Origin of the sequence: Pseudomonas palleroniana (assembly GCF_003031675.1) — a bacterium.
GTDB lineage: Bacteria > Pseudomonadota > Gammaproteobacteria > Pseudomonadales > Pseudomonadaceae > Aquipseudomonas > Aquipseudomonas palleroniana.
In genome coordinates this window covers 1-16,427 of record NZ_PYWX01000015.1, presented here as the reverse complement: position 1 = coordinate 16,427, position 16,427 = coordinate 1, and the positions used below count along the sequence as shown (strand labels likewise).

General features: G+C 60.6%; 16 protein-coding genes. 12 read left to right on the top strand and 4 right to left on the bottom strand.

Translation table 11 applies throughout. From position 1 onward, the window contains the following. Nucleotides 1-6: 6 nt before the first annotated feature. The 3 genes from C9383_RS05050 to C9383_RS05040 all read right to left on the bottom strand — a co-directional run bounded on the left by C9383_RS05050 (nt 7) and on the right by C9383_RS05040 (nt 3,256). Nucleotides 7-1,614, bottom strand: coding sequence for an alkaline phosphatase family protein (locus C9383_RS05050; RefSeq protein WP_090367563.1), 1,608 nt, complete (start codon nt 1,612-1,614; stop codon nt 7-9). Between the two features lie 103 nt (nt 1,615-1,717). Then, nucleotides 1,718-2,179 carry an HIT family protein gene (locus tag C9383_RS05045; RefSeq protein WP_090367561.1) on the bottom strand — a complete coding sequence of 154 codons (462 nt, stop codon included), beginning with the start codon at nt 2,177-2,179 and terminating at the stop codon, nt 1,718-1,720. A gap of 132 nt (nt 2,180-2,311) precedes the next feature. Continuing rightward, nucleotides 2,312-3,256 carry a LysR family transcriptional regulator gene (locus C9383_RS05040; RefSeq protein WP_060755552.1) on the bottom strand — a complete coding sequence of 315 codons (945 nt, stop codon included), beginning with the start codon at nt 3,254-3,256 and terminating at the stop codon, nt 2,312-2,314. Between the two features lie 154 nt (nt 3,257-3,410). Here C9383_RS05040 and C9383_RS05035 point away from each other — a divergent pair, with 154 nt between their 5' ends. Next, the gene (locus tag C9383_RS05035) at nt 3,411-5,726 is read left to right on the top strand and encodes a TonB-dependent receptor (protein WP_090367559.1); all 2,316 of its coding nucleotides are present in this window, start codon (nt 3,411-3,413) and stop codon (nt 5,724-5,726) included. Here the strand turns inward: C9383_RS05035 and C9383_RS05030 are convergent. Beyond that, nucleotides 5,697-6,884, bottom strand: a complete 1,188-nt coding sequence (locus C9383_RS05030; RefSeq protein WP_090367557.1) for a CynX/NimT family MFS transporter — start codon at nt 6,882-6,884, stop codon at nt 5,697-5,699. The genes C9383_RS05035 and C9383_RS05030 overlap by 30 nt on opposite strands. Nucleotides 6,885-6,992: 108 nt before the next feature. Between C9383_RS05030 and C9383_RS05025 the strand changes: the two genes are divergently transcribed. The 11 genes from C9383_RS05025 (at nt 6,993) to C9383_RS04975 (ending at nt 16,312) form a co-directional block, all read left to right on the top strand. Then, a complete protein-coding gene (locus tag C9383_RS05025; protein WP_090367555.1) occupies nt 6,993-7,844 on the top strand; it encodes a LysR family transcriptional regulator in 852 nt (283 codons plus the stop codon). A gap of 241 nt (nt 7,845-8,085) precedes the next feature. Further along, entirely contained in the window at nt 8,086-8,907 is an 822-nt protein-coding gene (locus C9383_RS05020; RefSeq protein WP_060755556.1) for an energy transducer TonB, read from the top strand. Between the two features lie 51 nt (nt 8,908-8,958). Continuing rightward, nucleotides 8,959-9,681 carry a MotA/TolQ/ExbB proton channel family protein gene (locus C9383_RS05015; protein ID WP_090372279.1) on the top strand — a complete coding sequence of 241 codons (723 nt, stop codon included), beginning with the start codon at nt 8,959-8,961 and terminating at the stop codon, nt 9,679-9,681. A gap of 1 nt (nt 9,682) precedes the next feature. After that, the gene (locus C9383_RS05010) at nt 9,683-10,084 is read left to right on the top strand and encodes an ExbD/TolR family protein (protein WP_060755558.1); all 402 of its coding nucleotides are present in this window, start codon (nt 9,683-9,685) and stop codon (nt 10,082-10,084) included. A gap of 314 nt (nt 10,085-10,398) precedes the next feature. Next, nucleotides 10,399-10,980 carry an alpha/beta hydrolase gene (locus C9383_RS05005; RefSeq protein ID WP_060755559.1) on the top strand — a complete coding sequence of 194 codons (582 nt, stop codon included), beginning with the start codon at nt 10,399-10,401 and terminating at the stop codon, nt 10,978-10,980. 50 nt (nt 10,981-11,030) lie between these two features. Further along, nucleotides 11,031-11,954 carry a sigma 54-interacting transcriptional regulator gene (locus tag C9383_RS05000; RefSeq protein ID WP_090367553.1) on the top strand — a complete coding sequence of 308 codons (924 nt, stop codon included), beginning with the start codon at nt 11,031-11,033 and terminating at the stop codon, nt 11,952-11,954. 126 nt (nt 11,955-12,080) lie between these two features. Continuing rightward, the gene (locus C9383_RS04995; protein ID WP_060755561.1) at nt 12,081-12,863 is read left to right on the top strand and encodes a MetQ/NlpA family ABC transporter substrate-binding protein; all 783 of its coding nucleotides are present in this window, start codon (nt 12,081-12,083) and stop codon (nt 12,861-12,863) included. A 519-nt stretch (nt 12,864-13,382) separates the two neighbouring features. After that, on the top strand, nt 13,383-14,048 hold the full coding sequence (locus C9383_RS04990) for an amino acid ABC transporter permease (RefSeq protein ID WP_090367551.1): 666 nt from the start codon (nt 13,383-13,385) through the stop codon (nt 14,046-14,048). Next, nucleotides 14,029-14,688: an amino acid ABC transporter permease gene (locus tag C9383_RS04985; RefSeq protein WP_090367549.1), complete on the top strand. Its 660-nt coding sequence runs from the start codon at nt 14,029-14,031 to the stop codon at nt 14,686-14,688. The genes C9383_RS04990 and C9383_RS04985 overlap by 20 nt, the downstream gene beginning before the upstream one ends. Continuing rightward, on the top strand, nt 14,685-15,461 hold the full coding sequence (locus tag C9383_RS04980; protein WP_060755564.1) for an amino acid ABC transporter ATP-binding protein: 777 nt from the start codon (nt 14,685-14,687) through the stop codon (nt 15,459-15,461). Before C9383_RS04985 ends, C9383_RS04980 begins: the two co-directional genes overlap by 4 nt. After that, the gene (locus C9383_RS04975) at nt 15,458-16,312 is read left to right on the top strand and encodes a transporter substrate-binding domain-containing protein (protein ID WP_060755565.1); all 855 of its coding nucleotides are present in this window, start codon (nt 15,458-15,460) and stop codon (nt 16,310-16,312) included. Before C9383_RS04980 ends, C9383_RS04975 begins: the two co-directional genes overlap by 4 nt. Nucleotides 16,313-16,427 lie beyond the last annotated feature (115 nt).

The following is a 16,427-nucleotide window of genomic DNA, read 5'->3' as shown; positions in this document are numbered from 1 at the left end:
GAAGGCCTACCAAACCCCGATTTGAACCACTTTTTCCGCCTCCGGCTCACCGTATCTGAACTGCCGGCCACGCACGTCGATTTCCGTGTGGCTGATGGTGGTGCGCCGCTTCAAGCCGCGCAGCCACTCGAACAGATAACCCAGGTGCGTTTCGCGCACCGCCGCATAGGCGGGGTCGGCACCCAGGTCGTGCACTTCCTGCGGGTCGTTTTCCAGGTCGAACAGTTGTGCGCGAAAGCCGTCATACGCCAGGTATTTCCAGCGTTCGCTGCGCACCATGGTCATGCGGCAGCGGTCGATAGGCTGCGCCAAGCGTTCGCGGGCGGGGGCCTGGAACGCGTAGTCGTATTCGGCGATGGCGTAGTTGCGCCAGCTCACGGGGGCGCCGTGCAACAGCGGGATCAGCGAGCGGCCTTCGAGGCGATGGTCGGCCGCAGGCAAGCCCAGGGCGTCGAGGAAAGTGGGGAGCGCGTCGATGGTCTCCACCAGGCGTTCGTCCACTGAACCACGGGTGATATCGGCGCTTGCGCGTGGGTCGCGCACGATCAAGGGCACGCCCACCGCCGGCTCCAGCAGGAACTCTTTTTCCCCGAGGAAGTGATCGCCCAGAAAATCGCCATGGTCACTGGTGAAGACGATCAAGGTGTCGTCCCAGCGGCCGTTGCTTTGCAAATAATCGAACAGCCGGCCGAGTTGATCGTCGATCTGTTTGATCAGGCCCATGTAGGTTGGAATGACCGTGAGCCGCACTTCGTCACGGGAAAAATTCACGCTCTCCTGGTGCTGACGGAACGCCTGGTATACCGGGTGATCGCTGGTGTGCTCCGGCTGGATCGGCGCCTGGATATGCTCGGCGCCGTACAACGCGTGATACGGCGCCGGGGCGATATAGGGCCAGTGCGGCTTGATGTAGGACAGGTGCAGGCACCAAGGCTGCTCGGCTTGCTCGCGAATGAAGTCGATGGCGCGGTCGGTGGTGTAGACCGTTTCCGAATGCGCTTCGGCGACGCGCGCAGGCAGCCCGGCGTTGCGCATCTTCCAGCCGCTGAGCACCTCACCGTTTTCACCGGCGGCGGCATTAGCCCATTCATGCCAAGGGTTGGTGCCGTCGTAGCCTTTTTCGCGCAGGTAGTGGGTGTAAGGCGCTGACTCGCGCTTGTCTTCGAACAACGGGCTGTCGGGGTAGATGCCGTCGTGCCGGAAGTAGGCGTCGAAGCCGACCTCATTCAGCGGCTCGGCCTGTGCGCTGTCGGGGTCGATATGCAGGCGCTGCAAGGCTTCCAGGTTTGGCGTGGCGTGGGTCTTGCCGACCAGCGCGGTGCGGATGCCGTGGGGGCGCAGGTAATCGCCGATGGTCAGTTCTTCCAGGGGCAGCGGCACGGCGTTCCACGCCACTTGATGGCTGCTGACATAGCGCCCGGTGTACGCCGACATCCGCGACGGCCCACAGATGGTGCCCTGGGTATAGGCCCGGCTGAAACGCACGCCGGCTGCGGCCAGACGGTCGATATTCGGCGTGTGCAGGTGGGCATGGCCGTAGCACGACAGGTAATCGCGACGCAGTTGGTCGCACATGATGTACAGCACGTTGCGCAGGGGTTTTGGCTGAGGCATGGCAAGGGCACCGAACGGAGGAAAGGCTTACGTTTTCGCCGTTCGGTCGGGTGATCGGCAAGTGCATTTGGCGAATGGTTTTTATGCAGCGCACGCATCGTGCTCAATCGGCAAAAGACCTGATGTGCGTGGCCAGCTCAGCCAGCACCGAATCGTCAGCCCTGGCTGAGTCATGGGAGGAGATATAGCCCTCATAGTGATCAAAAAATTTGTCTACGCTTGAGCTGATCTTCTTGAACGTGCTCTCTTCCCCAGTCCCATGCATCGGGAAGAGTTTGGCGTGCAAGTGGTCAACGCCATACCCCTCCAGAATCATGCCGGTCCGCGCGACACCCTTCAGCGCACTGTCCAGCAGCAGCGCAGTCCTTTTGGCCGCGATGATCAGATTACTAAGCACTTTGTCCGACTCGGCAAATGCATAACTGCCGTGATGAGCCTTGGGAATGACGACACTAAAACCTGGGGTATTGGGGAAGATGGAGAGAAAGGCCATGTGGGTTTCGTCTTCCCATAGCACATGAGAAGGAGCGGTGCCTTGGGCGATATTGCAGAAGATACAGTCCATTAAACAACTTCCTGTTTACAGATAGGCTCGACGGTTTTTATAAATTTATTCTTGAGGAGGTGAGTTGTTTTAATAGCCGTCAAGTATGAAGAGAATGTTAGATATTTATTAATCTATGAAGCCGATGGCGATTCAAACTGCAAAATTTTCCAATGAACAGACATCCTCATCCTGTTCATCCACTTCTTTGATCTGCTCAATCATCGCCTCCGCCAGCGGCGACAGCCGATAGCCCGCCCGGCTGACAATGCCGTAGCGGGTGTAACGCTCCTCCAGGTCCTCCGCCAGCCCATCGATGGTCAGGCACACCAATTCGCCCCGGGCCATGTGCAGCACGTCGCTGTTGGCACTGACGATACCGATGGCGTCCGAGCGCAGTACCACACCCATCAGGCTGTAGCCGTTTTCACATTCCACATTGGGCAGGTAATCCGGGCGGCCGCTGAGGTCGACGATGACTTTGCGCAGGTTCGGCGGGCGGATGGTCACGGCCAGGGGGTAACTCATCAGCTCGGCGGCGCTCACGCTCTCGCGCTGGGCCAGCGGGTGCCCGGCGCGGCAGCAGAAGTACCAGCGGCGTGGGCGCAAGCGGTGGGTGTGGTAGTCCGGGTTGGCTTCGAAGTGGCGGGTGTCGGCGACGAAGAACTCGAACTCTTCGCTGAGCAGGCGTTTGCTCAGGCTTTGCCAGTCATCCACCTGGAATTGCACGCGGGCCTTGGGGTAGCGCCCGATAAAACTGCCGATGGCGCGGGGGACCAACCCGCCGGCCGGTGCCGGCCCGCAACCGAAGCGCAGTTCACCGGCCTCCAGGCCATTGAATTGGCTGATCTCGTTGGCCAATTGCTGTGCGCCGCTGACCAGGCGGCGTGCATGTTCCAGCAGGACCTGGCCCTGTTTGGTGGGCGCCAGGTCCTTGCGCCCACGATCGACCAGTTGGCACCCGGCGCTGTGTTCCAGCGCCTGGATGCTACGGCTGAACGCTGACTGCGACAGGCTCACGGCCAACGCCGCGGCGACAAAACTGCGGTGTTCGGCAAGGGCGATGAAGTGGCGAAGCTGGCGCAGGTCGATATGCATTTTTCACATCAAAAATATCCGGGAAATGCATTGGCTATGCATCAGGTCGACTCCTTATAAAGGCAATCTCTTATGCAGTAAATGTTCGTTAAACCATAAATAAATAACTTTAGGGAATATGCGTTGTTGGATATTTCCGCTTGGGGAGCCGCTTATGAGTCTGTTGAAGTCCTTGCCCATGGCCATGTTAGTGGCCGGTAGCAGCAGTTGGTCGCCGAGCCAGGCCGCCGAAGTACCCGTGCCGGCAAGCAAGGGCGAGAACGCCAGCGGCCAACTGGAGACCGTCACGGTCACCGCCAGGCGGCGTACCGAAAGCGCCCAGGACGTGCCGACGCCGATGAGCGTGATCGGTGGCCAGGCCCTGGAAAGTCAGCGGGTGTATCGGATTCAGGATCTGCAGCAACTGGTGCCCAGCGTCAATGTCGCCTACATGCATGCACGCCAGTCCAGCGTGTCGATCCGCGGGCTGGGCAACAACCCGGCCAGTGACGGTCTGGAAGGCAGCGTGGGGCTGTATATCGACAACGTGTACCTTGGGCGGCCGGGCATGGCGGTGTTCGACTTGATGGACATCGAGCAGCTTGAAGTATTGCGCGGCCCGCAAGGCACACTGTTCGGCAAGAACACCACGGCGGGGGTGATCAACATCAGCACCCGCGCACCGAGTTTCACCCCCGAGCGCAGTATCGAGACGTCGTTGGGCGAGGACGGTTACTTCCAGACCAAGGGCACGATCTCCGGCCCGCTCAGCGATGACTTGGCGGGGCGTTTCTCGGCTTACCGCACGCGCAGCGACGGTGACATCAAGAACCAATACGACGGCCACGACCTCAATGGCGGTTCACGCCAGGGCTTTCGCGGGCAACTGCTGTACAAGCCCAGCGAGACGTTCAACCTGCGTTGGATTGGCGATTACAACGAGGAAGACTCCAGCGCCGGCACCCGTGTGCTGTACAGCACCGGGCCGACCATCAATGGCACCAATCTGTATGAGTCGCGGGCCGCTGCAGCGGGGGCAACGCTGGTGGACGGCACGCATCGCAAGGTCAACCTGGACAGCGACCAGCACGTCACCGTGTTCCAGGGCGGTACATCGCTGGAGGCCAACTGGACGTTGCCGAGTGACTTCACGCTGACGTCGGTCAGTGCCTATCGCTGGTGGAATTTCACCCCGCGCAACGATGACGGACTCAACGTGCCCGCGTCGTACAACGCCGGCGTATCGGTGGAAGATAAACAGTGGTCCCAGGAGTTCCGGCTGGCCTCGCCCACGGGTGGCTTCTTCGACTACGTGCTGGGCGCGTATTACTTCGGCTCCGACCTGGATAACAAGTCCTTCGCCTACTACGGGCCCAAGGCCGATATCTGGAACGGCACACCTGCCGGTGCGTTGAACAATGTCAGCAGTGTCGGCAACGGGCATATCCGCACCGACAGTTTTGCGTTGTTTGCCCAAGGCACCTGGCACCTGACGGAGCGTCTGGATTTCACCTCCGGCCTACGCGGCACCTATGAAGAGAAAAGCGCCTGGGTCACGCGTAATGCGCCGCTGGGTGGTGCTGCGGTGGCCGGCGCCGCTGCCACGGCGCGACGCGGGCGCACGGGAGCGTATGACTCGGGCGACCTTAATCAGTACAGCGCCACGCCCTCGGGGCTGCTCAACCTCACCTATCACTTCAATGAAAACCTGTTGGGTTACGCGACGCTGTCCCATGGCGAAAAATCCGGTGGGGTCAATTTGGCCGTGGGCTCCGCGCCAACCGCCGGGGCCGACTCTTTGCTGATCGGCACCGAGCGTGCCAACAACGCCGAATTGGGCTTCAAGAGCACGCTGTGGGATCGCCGCCTGCAGCTTAACGCCAACCTGTTCTGGACCCAGGTCAACGGCTACCAGACGAACGCCTATGACCAGGACAACCGCGTGCAGTACCTGACCAATGCCGGCTCCGTGCGCTCACGTGGCGTTGAAGTGGAAAGCACCCTGGTGCCGGTCAAGGGCCTGACGCTGAACCTCAACGGCTCGTTCAATGATGTGAGCTACCTGTCTTACAAGGATGCGCCATGCCCGCCGGAAGTCAGCTTGCGCCCCGGTGCGCCGGCGTCGTGCGACCTCACGGGGCATCAAGTGGTCGGCGCGTCGAAGTGGATCGCCAACGCCAATGGCGAATACAAATGGAACCTGGATAACGGCTTCGAGCCCTACGTGACCGCCAGCTATGCGTTCCGCTCCAAAGCGGTGGGCACCGTGGAAGACTCCGATTACGGACAGATTCCCGCCTATGCCGTGGTCAACCTGTCTACCGGCCTGCGCGGCAACTACCAGCAGGGGCAGTGGGACGTGTCGTTGTGGCTGAAAAATGCCTTCGATAAAACCTACTACACCACGTTGTGGACAGGCGGTAACGGCGGCTATGAAGGCTTGCTGGGGACGCCTCGTACCCTAGGCGTGACTGGCCGCTACGACTTCTGAGCCGCTGCGATAGGTGGCCGGGCTGAACACCCGCGTCACCACCAGCATCGCCACCACGGTAACGGCCAGTACCCACCAGGCGCTGACAAAAGTGCCGGTGAGTTCACGTAGCCAGCCCGTCAGCCATGGCGAAATGGCGTTGATCAAAAAGCCCACGCCTTGCACGAAGGCCGCCAGTTGCCCGGCCTGGCGCGGGTCGCGGTGGTGGTCGAGGGTCAGCAGCAAACTCAAGGCGAAGCAGGCGCCCAGGCCGAAGCCGATCAGCGCCACCCACACATGGGGGAACTGCTGCGGTGCCATCAACAGGCCGAGGTAGCCCACGGTCTGCGCCAGCAGACTGATGCCGAGCAGGGGGCGTCGGTCGATGCCGCGCTGGGCCAGCACCGGCATCAGCAGCGCGGCGCTCACTTGGAAGAGGGTCATGAAGGCCAGCAGCGAACCGCTGGGCAGTACGCCCCAGCCCAGTTGCTGATAGTACGCAGGCAGCCACGCCACCATGCTCATGTAACCGCAATTGACCAGGCCGAAATACACGGCCAGCAGCCACGCCCGACGATTGCGCAGGCTCTTGAAGGTGGGGATCACGGTTGCGCTTCTCGCCGCACCCAGCGGTACAAACCCCCACAGCAACAGTGCAGCGATTGCGGGCAGCAGCCAGACCCCAAGGCCCGCCTGCCATTGCTGAAAATGCGTGGCGACTACCGGGCTCAGCAGGGCCGCCAGCCCGCCACCGGCCATCAATGACGCCGAATACACGCCCATCGCCACCGGCACGCGGTGGTGGAATTCGCGCTTGATCATCGCCGGCACCAGCGCCTGGATCAGCGCCACGCCGGCACCGCCCAGCAACGCCGTGGCCAGCAGTGCCGAAGCCTGGCCCATCAACCAGCGTGCCAGGCAGGCCAGCAGGATCATTATCAAGCCCAGGGCGATGCCGCGTCGTTCACCCAGACGGGCCTCCAGACGCACACCCACCAGTGCCACCAGGCCCATGCAAATCACCGGCAGGCTGGTGAGCAGGGCGCTGCTCTGAAAGCTCAAGCCGGTAGCCTGGCGAATGTCCGCAAGCAACGGGCTGATGGAGCTGAGGATCGGCCGCAGGTTCAGGCCCAGCACGACCAGCAGGCCCCAGCCGGCGAGGGATGTATGGCGGCTCATGCAGTGCCCTTACGCTCAATCGACGAGGCGTGAGTATGGCGAGCACCCGAGGTATTCTGAAATTAAATATAACCATGCCAACCAGTGGCAAATGCAATGGTGACGCCCATGTTCGATCCCGTGTTATTGCGCAGCTTTGTGACCGTGGTGGATTGCGCCAATTTCACCCGCGCCGCCGAGCGCCTGCACCTGACCCAATCCACCGTGAGCCAGCAGATCCGGCGCCTGGAAGACGCGGTAGCGTGCCAGTTGCTCGACCGCGACCAGCGCCGGGTGGTCGCTACCGCCGAAGGTGAACGGTTGCTGGCCTATGCACGGCGCATCCTCGCGCTGCATGAAGAAGCCGCCGATGTTTTGGTCAACCAGCAAAACGACGGTGTGCTGCGCCTTGGGGTGCCGGAGGATTTTGCCGCCGAGCGCCTGATGCCATTGCTCTCGGCCTTTGTGGTGAGCCATCCCCGAGTGAGGCTGGAGGTCACCAGCGGCCTCGGTCCCGAATTGCAGCGCCAGTACCGCAGCGGTGAATTTGACGTGCTGCTGGTCAAGCAGATGGGCCACAGCGATGACTGCCTGGCTTCCTGGCCGGAACCGTTGTGCTGGGTCGACAGCCGCAGCACCCCGTGCCTGGGGCGCGACCCGCTGCCGCTGGTGGCTTTTCCGGTGGGTGGGTTGTATCGCAATGAAATGTTGCATCACTTGGAAGTGGGCGGCTGGCGCTGGCGTATCGGTTATTCCAGCGCGAGTTTGGCCAGCGTGTGTTCGGCAGTGTCGGCGGGGTTGGGGATCAGCCTGTTGCCGCGACGGGTGCTGCAGCCTGGGCATGTGGTACTCGGCGAGGAGAGTGGTTTGCCGACGGTGCAGGGCGTGCGGCTGGCTGTATACGGCCGTAGTGGCTTGGGGGCGCCAGGGCAGACGCTGCAGCGTCAATTGCTCGATTTGTGTGCAAACAGCCCAGGCTGAGCCATACCTTTTCTGAATATTTTGTATGCCTGAAAAGCATTGAAAAATAACGTCTTCGCTCAAAGCCGCAGTGGGCGGGGGTTTGATGATTCAGGATATTTCTTTTATTCGGTTTAGGTATATGTATAACTTTAAAGATTACTTTAAGAGATAAGCGTCTAACCCCGATGATTCAGCCCTCGACGGCCACTTTGGCTGGCCTGTCGGTTTTTTTTGTACGAAAACCGTAGGGAGTGAATCAATGGGCAATGTCCAGACCGCCGCCAGTGCACATGAGGCGCAGTGGCGCCAGGGGCCGGGTGGTGAGTTGGTCGACCTTGGCCGACCGCACCGTGCGCCCTTGGGGCAACTGCGGCTGCAGAAGACGCCGAAGCGTTTCTCGAGTCGCCGCGAAGGATTTGTGCTGGGGCTGCTGGTGTTGGCCTTGCATGGCGCGTTGATTTACTGGGTGAGCCAGAAACCCACGCCGGTGCTGCCGATTGTGCCGCCGGAAATACCACCGATGACCATCGAGTTTTCCCAGCCGGCACCGCCGGTGGTCGAGCCGCCACCGCCTGTGCCGCCGCCTCCACCGCCGCCCGTGGTTGAGCCGCCGCCACCGGTGGTGGATGAGTTGGCAGCCAAGCCTGCGCCGCCAAAGCCAATCCCGAAACCTGTGCCCAAGCCGCAGCCCAAACCCAAGCCGAAACCTGAGCCGGCCCCGAAGGCGGTCGAGCAGCCGCCCGCGCCACCTGTGCCTGCGCCGCCCGCTCCGGCAGCGCCCGTCGCAGCGCCTGCACCGGTTACACCGGCTTCGGCCAACGCCGCTTACTTGAAGAACCCGGCGCCCGAATACCCGTCATTGGCCCAGCGTCGTGGTTGGGAAGGCACGGTACTGCTGCGGGTACACGTCTTGGCCAGCGGCAAGCCGGGGGAGATCCAGGTGCAGAAAAGCAGCGGTCGCCAGCAACTCGATGATGCCGCGCTGGCTGCTGTAAAGCGCTGGAGTTTTGTACCGGCCAAGCAGGGCGATGTTGCCCAGGACGGCTGGGTCAGCGTACCGATCGATTTCAAGATTCACTAACTATCGCGCTGCGGTGTGTTTTGCACGCCGCGACCTGTAAAGAGGAAAAACATCATGGCATTGGCATCTCCACTTGAATCCATCGAAAGCGCGGTGATCTGGCTGTTGGTGGCCTTTTCGGTCGCCACCTGGGGTCTGGCGTTGTTGAAGGGCGTGCAATTCGGTCGCCTCAAGGCCCAGGACCGCAAGTTCCATCAGCGGTTCTGGGCGGCCTCCAGCCTCGATTCCGCCGCGGAGCTGGCTGAAACCCAGCCGGGCGCGGCGGCCCGGGTAGCCCAGGCCGGTTATGCGGCGATCCAGGTGGGTGATTCTGCCCATGCAGCGGATTTGAGCCAGGCCATCAACCACCAGGACCGTCTCGAACGTGCCCTGCGCCAGCAGATCGTGCGTGAGCGTCGCTCCCTGGAAACCGGCCTGGCCGTGGTCGCGAGCATCGGCAGCACCTCGCCGTTCATCGGCCTGTTCGGCACCGTGTGGGGGATCATGGAAGCGCTCAAGGGCATCAGTGCTGCCGGCTCCGCCAGCCTGGAAACCGTGGCCGGCCCGATTGGTGCGGCGCTGGTCGCCACGGGCGTGGGGATTGCCGTGGCCGTGCCGGCGGTGTTGGTCTACAACTATTTCCTGCGCCGCCTGAAGCTGACGGCGGCCGATCTGGATGATTTTGCCCACGACTTCTACAGCCTGGCGCAGAAGCATTCCTTCCGCGTGCTGCTCCACCCCTCGCTGACCAAGAGCGCGGCCGGCAACCCGCAGAAAGTGAAGGAGGCGTCCTGAGATGGCCTTCTCCACGCAAGACAGCGATGAGGTGCTGAGCGAGATCAACGTCACACCGTTGGTGGACGTGATGCTGGTGCTGCTGGTGGTGTTTATCGTCACTGCGCCGCTGTTGACCAACGCGATTCCGATCAACCTGCCCAAGACCCAGGCCGTGGCGCCGGTGGAGCAAAAAGATCCGCTGGTGGTGAGCATCGACGGTGCCGGCAAACTGTTTATCAACAAGGACGAAATCCAGCCGGACCTGCTGGAGTTCAACCTGCAGGCGGCCAAGGCCAAGGACCCCGATGTGCGGGTGCAACTGCAGGCTGATGATGGTGTGAACTACGGCGAAGTGGCGCGAGCCATGGCGTCTATCGAGCGCGCGGGGATTACCAAACTGTCGGTGATAACCGCTCGTTAGTTGCAAAGCCTCGACGATTTTTTGGCCGTTTCCTTGGCAGGGTGCGGCCTTTTTTTTTGCCTGAAATTCACACATCACCAAAAATCTCAGTTTGGAAAACGATCAGGGTGGGAGGGGGCTTGCTCCCGATAGCAGTGGTTCAGCCAATAAATCGGTGGCTGACAGATCGCTATCGGGAGCAAGCCCCCTCCCACTTTTGATATTTAGGGGTTATGTGATTTTGGTTATTAATAAATAGCTTCTTATTCCTTAACGAATATAAACCCTGTCCTTATACTGCTCAGCAACGTTAGACGCTGCAGGAGGGCACACCCATGCACAGCGAGTTGATTCGTTACCTGATCGTGCCGGGCTGGCAAGGATCGCCAGAAGATCATTGGCAGAGCCATTGGCAGAACAGCCTGCCCAACAGTACGCGCGTGGAACAGGCCGATTGGCTGACTCCCCGTCGCGAAGACTGGGTGGCGGCGCTGGCCGAAGCGATTGCCGCCGACAGTACGCCGGTGATTCTCATCGCCCACAGCCTGGGCTGCATCACGGTCGCCCATTGGGCGGCCACGGCACCGCTGGCGTTTTTGCGTCAGGTGCGCGGCGCTTTGCTGGTGGCTCCGGCCGATGTCGAGCGCCCGGCCTGTGCCCCTGCCTTGCGCAACTTTGCACCCATCCCCACCGACTTGCTGCCGTTTCCCAGCCAAGTGGTCAGCTCCGACAACGACAGTGCCGTCAGCGCTGCGAGAGCCTTGGAGCTTGCACGCCATTGGGGCGCCGAAGCCGGCATTTTGTCCGGGGCCGGTCATATCAATGTGAAGTCCGGCCACCAGCGATGGGAGCAAGGCTTCGCCTACCTTTATCGCCTGCAAAGCCGTCTCGAACATCACGCCCGGCGCACTGCCTGAGATTCTTTCAACGCCCCGTCCCTTGAGCGGATTTGGGGCGGGAGCCTGCCATGAGCCATGAAACCTACGGCCAGCCACTGCTGACCTTCCCCGATTCTGAAAAAAGCCCGCTGAGCATCCGTGCCAAGGCGTTGATGTTTGTCGACCCGCGTTCGCGGCAACTGCGCGAAGACCTGGAAAACCTCGCGCCGCTGGCCCTGCCCGTGTTGATTCGCGGCGAGACCGGTACGGGTAAAGAGCTGCTGGCGCGGCAGATCCACCGTGGCAGTGATCGCACCGGGCTGTTCGTGTCAGTCAATTGCGGTGCGATCAGCCCCACCTATGCCGATGCCGAGTTGTTCGGATACGCCGCCGGCAGCCACAGTGGCGCGGCCAGTAGTCGCGCCGGGTGGTTTGGCTCGGCCAATGGCGGCACCTTGTACCTGGACGAAATCGGTGACTTGCCTCTGCCGATCCAGGTGAAGCTGCTCGCCGCCCTGGAGAACCACGAAGTCACCCGTGTCGGCGCCCATCAGCCAAGCCCGGTGGATGTGCGCCTGGTGGCCGCGACGAGCATCGACCTGGCCCAGGCCGTGGCGGCCGGCAAGTTCCATGAGCGCCTGTTCCATTACCTGAGCGAGGGCCAACTCGAGCTGCCGGCCTTGCGCGAACGCGTCGGCGATATCCTGTCCCTGGCCGAATATTTCCTCGGCATCTACAGTCAGCGCCTGGACCTGCCGGTACCGCTGATCAGCGACGCCGCCCAGCGTGTGCTGGAGCGCCACAGTTGGCCGGGCAATACCCGTGAACTGGAAAACGTGATCCATTTTGCGCTGCTGGTCAGCAGTGGCGATGAGATTTTGCCCGAGCATTTGAACCTGCCGGTGGCCGGCTCACCGCTGGAACAGGTGCAGCGCCTGTTCAGCACTGCCACGCCGGCGGAACAGGAAACCTTGCGCAAATGGCTACATGAACAAAATGGAATATCAACGTGAATAAAAGATATTGTTCGGGAATAAAAAATCTAGGTATTGTCCCTTCCACGCCGCGATAGCACTTCGCTGGCACCCCACCTAAAAACGGTCGTCAGAGACGCCCCGGAATTTCGATAAGGACACTGCATGAAAAAGGTTCTGTTGTTTACCGCACTGGCGGCTGCCCTGACTGCAAGCCTGGCCCAGGCCAACGAGAAGCTGGTGGTCGCCGCGACCCCGATCCCGCACGCCGAGATCCTTGAGCTGGTCAAGCCGACCCTGGCCAAAGAAGGTGTGGACCTGGACATCAAAGTCTTCACCGACTACGTGCAGCCAAACGTGCAGGTGGCCGAGAAGCGTCTGGACGCCAACTACTTCCAGACCCTGCCGTACCTGGAAAACTTCAACAAGGGCAAGGGCACCAACCTGGTCACTGTGGTCGGTGTGCACGTTGAACCTTTCGGCGGTTACTCGAAGAAGATCAAGAACATTTCCGAGCTCAAAGATGGCGCCACCGTTGCCATTCCAAACGAAGGCTCCAACAGCGGCCGTGCCCTGTTGCTGCTGCAAAAGGCCGGTGTGATCACCCTGAAAGACCCAAGCAACGCCCTGGCCACGCCGAAAGACATCGCCAGCAACCCCAAGCACCTGAAATTCAAAGAGCTGGAATCGGCCCTGTTGCCACGCGTGCTGGACCAGGTCGACCTGGACCTGATCAACACCAACTACGCCCTGGAGGCTGGCCTGAACCCAGCCAAGGACGCGCTGATCATCGAAGACGCCAAGTCGCCGTATGTGAACTTCCTGGTGGCTCGCCCGGACAACAAGGACAGCGATGCTATCCAGAAACTGTCCAAGGCCCTGACCAGCCCTGAAGTCAAAGCCTTCATCGAGAAGAAGTACAACGGCGCGGTCGTGCCTGCGTTCTGATCTAAGCCAGACCCCCTTCAAGGTTTGAATTGTGGGAGGGGGCAAGCCTTAATGCCAGTCAGTTAAGGCTTAACGCTATCACTGTGGGAGGGGGCTTGCTCCCGATAGCAGGGTGTCAGTCACCAGATTTATTGGCTGATTCACCGCTATCGGGAGCAAGTCGAATCGTCGCACCGCCCCTCCCACATTTTGATTTCCTTCTCAAAGTGATTCTTCAGTGTTTTAGAGAGTGCGGCTGTTGATCGCGCGGCGCAACGCCACCAACCACTTCACCAGCTCCTGCGGATCCATCGGTTTCGCTTCATTCATTGTTCGATCCCTCGAATCTTTCGACCCCAAAACCATAGTTGCCACTGGCCAAACCCGCGAGTTCGGGGGTTATCTTTTTGGGTGATATCAATATGCTATTTTGGTATTTAAATTTTATTTTTTATACCTTTAAAGTTTGTGCTACCCGACGTTACCCACGTCGATATGGATTGCACTCGCCGCCTTACCCTGCGGCGTCACGGACTCACGATGACCTTCGATTTCGCATTTATCCTCAGCACCTTGCCGGCGTTTCTCCGCGCTGTGGGGGTGACGCTGCAAGTGGGCCTGATCGCCATCGCCACCTCACTGCTGGTGGCGCTGGTCAACGCAGCGCTGCTGGTGTTTCGCACGCCGTATTTGTCGCGCCTGGTGGCGCTCTATGTGGAGTTGGCGCGTAACACGCCGCTGCTGATCCAGCTGTTCTTCGTGTACTTCGCCTTGCCGGCCCTGGGTTTCAATCTCTCCGGGTTCTGGGCAGCGATCATCACCATGACGTTCCTCGGCGGAGCCTACCTCACTGAAGTGCTGCGCGCCGGTGTAGAAGCGGTGCCACTGGCGCAGATCGAGTCGGGCAAGTCCATCGGCCTGTCCGACTGGCAACTGTTGCGCCATGTGATCCTGCCTCAGGCCGGCATTCTCAGCCTGCCGGCGCTGTTCGCCAATTTCATTTTCCTGCTCAAGGAGACCACGGTGGTGTCCGCCGTGGCGGTGCCGGAGATTCTCTACACGACCAAGAGCTACATCGCGCTCTACTACAAGACCTACGAAATGCTTGCCGTGCTGACGCTGATTTGTGTGTTGCTGTTCTTGCCGCTGTCGTTGCTGCTCAGCCGCCTGGAAAGGAGGCTCCAGCATGGCCAGTTCGGGTCTTGAGTTGTTGTGGGTGTCGTTGCCGCAACTGGGCAAGGGCGCTGCGCAAACCCTGTCGATATCTTTGTTGAGCATCGCCTTCAGCACCGTCGGCGGCGTGGTGTATGGCGTGTTGCGCATGCTGAACAACCGGGCGGTCAACCGGGTGCTGCGGGTCTACCTGGAGCTGTTCCGGGCGATTCCGGTGCTGGTGTGGCTGTACCTGCTGTTTTTCGGCCTGCCGATTTTCTTTGGCCTGAGCATTCCGAACTTCTGGTGTGCGGTGTTGGTGCTGTCGCTGTGGGGCGCCAGTGAAGTGGGCGAAGTGGTGCGCGGCGCGTTGCATTCGTTGCCCCGGGGCCAGCGCGAAGCGGGCTTGTCGATTGGCCTGTCCACGCCTCAACTGTACGGCTACGTGCTGCTGCCCCAGGCTCTCAAACGCATGACGCCGCCGACCATCAACGTCTACACGCGGATCATCAAGACCAGCTCCCTGGCCGTGCTGATTGGTGTCGTGGATGTGATCAAGGTCGGCCAGCAAATCATTGAACGCACCTATGAGTCGGTATTGATCTACGGCGTGCTGTTCCTGTTTTTCTTCTTTATCTGCTACCCGTTGTCGGCCGCCTCCAAGGTGCTGGAACGGCGCTGGGCCCAAGCATGAGTGCATTGATCGAGTTCCAGGGTTTCAACAAATACTTTGGCGAGGCGCAGGTGCTCAAGGGCATCGACCTCTGTGTGCAAAGCAGCGAAGTGGTGGTGATCCTCGGCCCCAGCGGCTGCGGCAAGAGCACCTTGCTGCGCTGCCTCAACGGGCTGGAAGTTGCGCATAGCGGCAGCCTGCGTTTTGCCGGCAGGGAGCTGTTGGATAAATCCACGGACTGGCGCCAGGTACGCCAGGACATCGGCATGGTGTTCCAGAGCTACCACCTGTTCCCGCATATGAGCGTGCTCGACAACATCCTGCTCGGCCCATTGAAAGTACAAAAACGCGACCCCCGTGAAGCTCGCGAGCAGGCGGAAAAACTACTGCAACGCGTGGGCCTTGCCGACAAGCGGGATGCCTTCCCGCGCCAGCTCTCCGGCGGCCAGCAGCAACGCATCGCCATCGTGCGTTCGTTGTGCATGAACCCACAGGTCATGCTCTTTGATGAGGTCACCGCAGCCCTCGACCCGGAAATGGTCAAGGAAGTGCTGGAGGTGATCCAGGACCTGGCCCGCGATGGCATGACCTTGCTGATCGTCACCCACGAAATGGCCTTCGCCCGCGCCGTCGCCGACCGCGTGGTGTTCATGGAGGCCGGTCGCATCCTCGAACACAACACCCCCGAAGAATTCTTTACGAACCCGCAAACCGCACGCGCGCAGCAGTTCCTGGAGAAGTTCTCCTTTGTTTCAACACTGCCCAAAAAGACCAAGGAACTGGAGCTGATATGAAAAAGTTACTGCTGCCACTGTTTGCCGTCGCGTTGCTGGCCGGCTGCGATAAAAAGGCCGAAGAGCCTGCCAAACCTGCGGCCGCCGCCGCGAGCTACATCGACAAAATCAAAGCGCGCGACAAGCTGATTGTTGGCGTATTTACCGACAAGCCGCCGTTCGGCTTTGTGAATGAGGCGGGTCGCTACGTCGGCTTCGATACCGACATCGGCCGTCAATTTGCCAAGGACCTGCTGGGCGACGAGAACAAGGTCGAGTTCGTTGCCGTCGAGCCGGCCAGCCGTATTCCGTTCCTGCAAAGCGACAAGGTCGACCTGATCCTCGCCAACATGACCGTCACCCCGGAACGCAAGGAAGCCGTGGATTTCACCAACCCCAACCTCAAAGTCGCGGTACAGGCCCTGGTGCCCAACGACAGCGCGGTGAAGAGCCTGGATGACCTGGCGACCCGCACCACCATCGTGACCACCGGCACGACCGCCGATATCTGGCTGACCAAGAACCATCCGGATTGGAAACTGCTCAAGTTCGAGAAAAACTCCGAGTCGCTGCAAGCGCTGTCGGCCGGCCGGGGCGATGCGTATGCCCAGGACAATCTGGTGTTGTTCAGCTGGGCCAAGCAGAACCCTGGCTATCGTGTGCTGCAAGAAAAACTCGGTGACGAAGCGCCGATTGCACCGGCGGTGAAGAAGGGCAATACCGAACTGCGCGATTGGGTGAATGCCGAGTTGGCAAAGCTGGGCGAAGAGAAGTTTTTGCTCAAGCTGTATGACCAGTATGTGCGTAAGGAACTGAGCGATGACACCTCGCCTGAGAGCGTGATTGTCGAAGGCGGGAAGTGGCAGGGCTGATAGCCTTACCCCTGTAGGAGCGAGCTTGTGTGGCGAGGGAGCTTGCTCCCGCTGGAGTGCGAAGCACTCCCAGACCGGTTGACGAAGTGTATCTGACACATATCGATCGCACGGT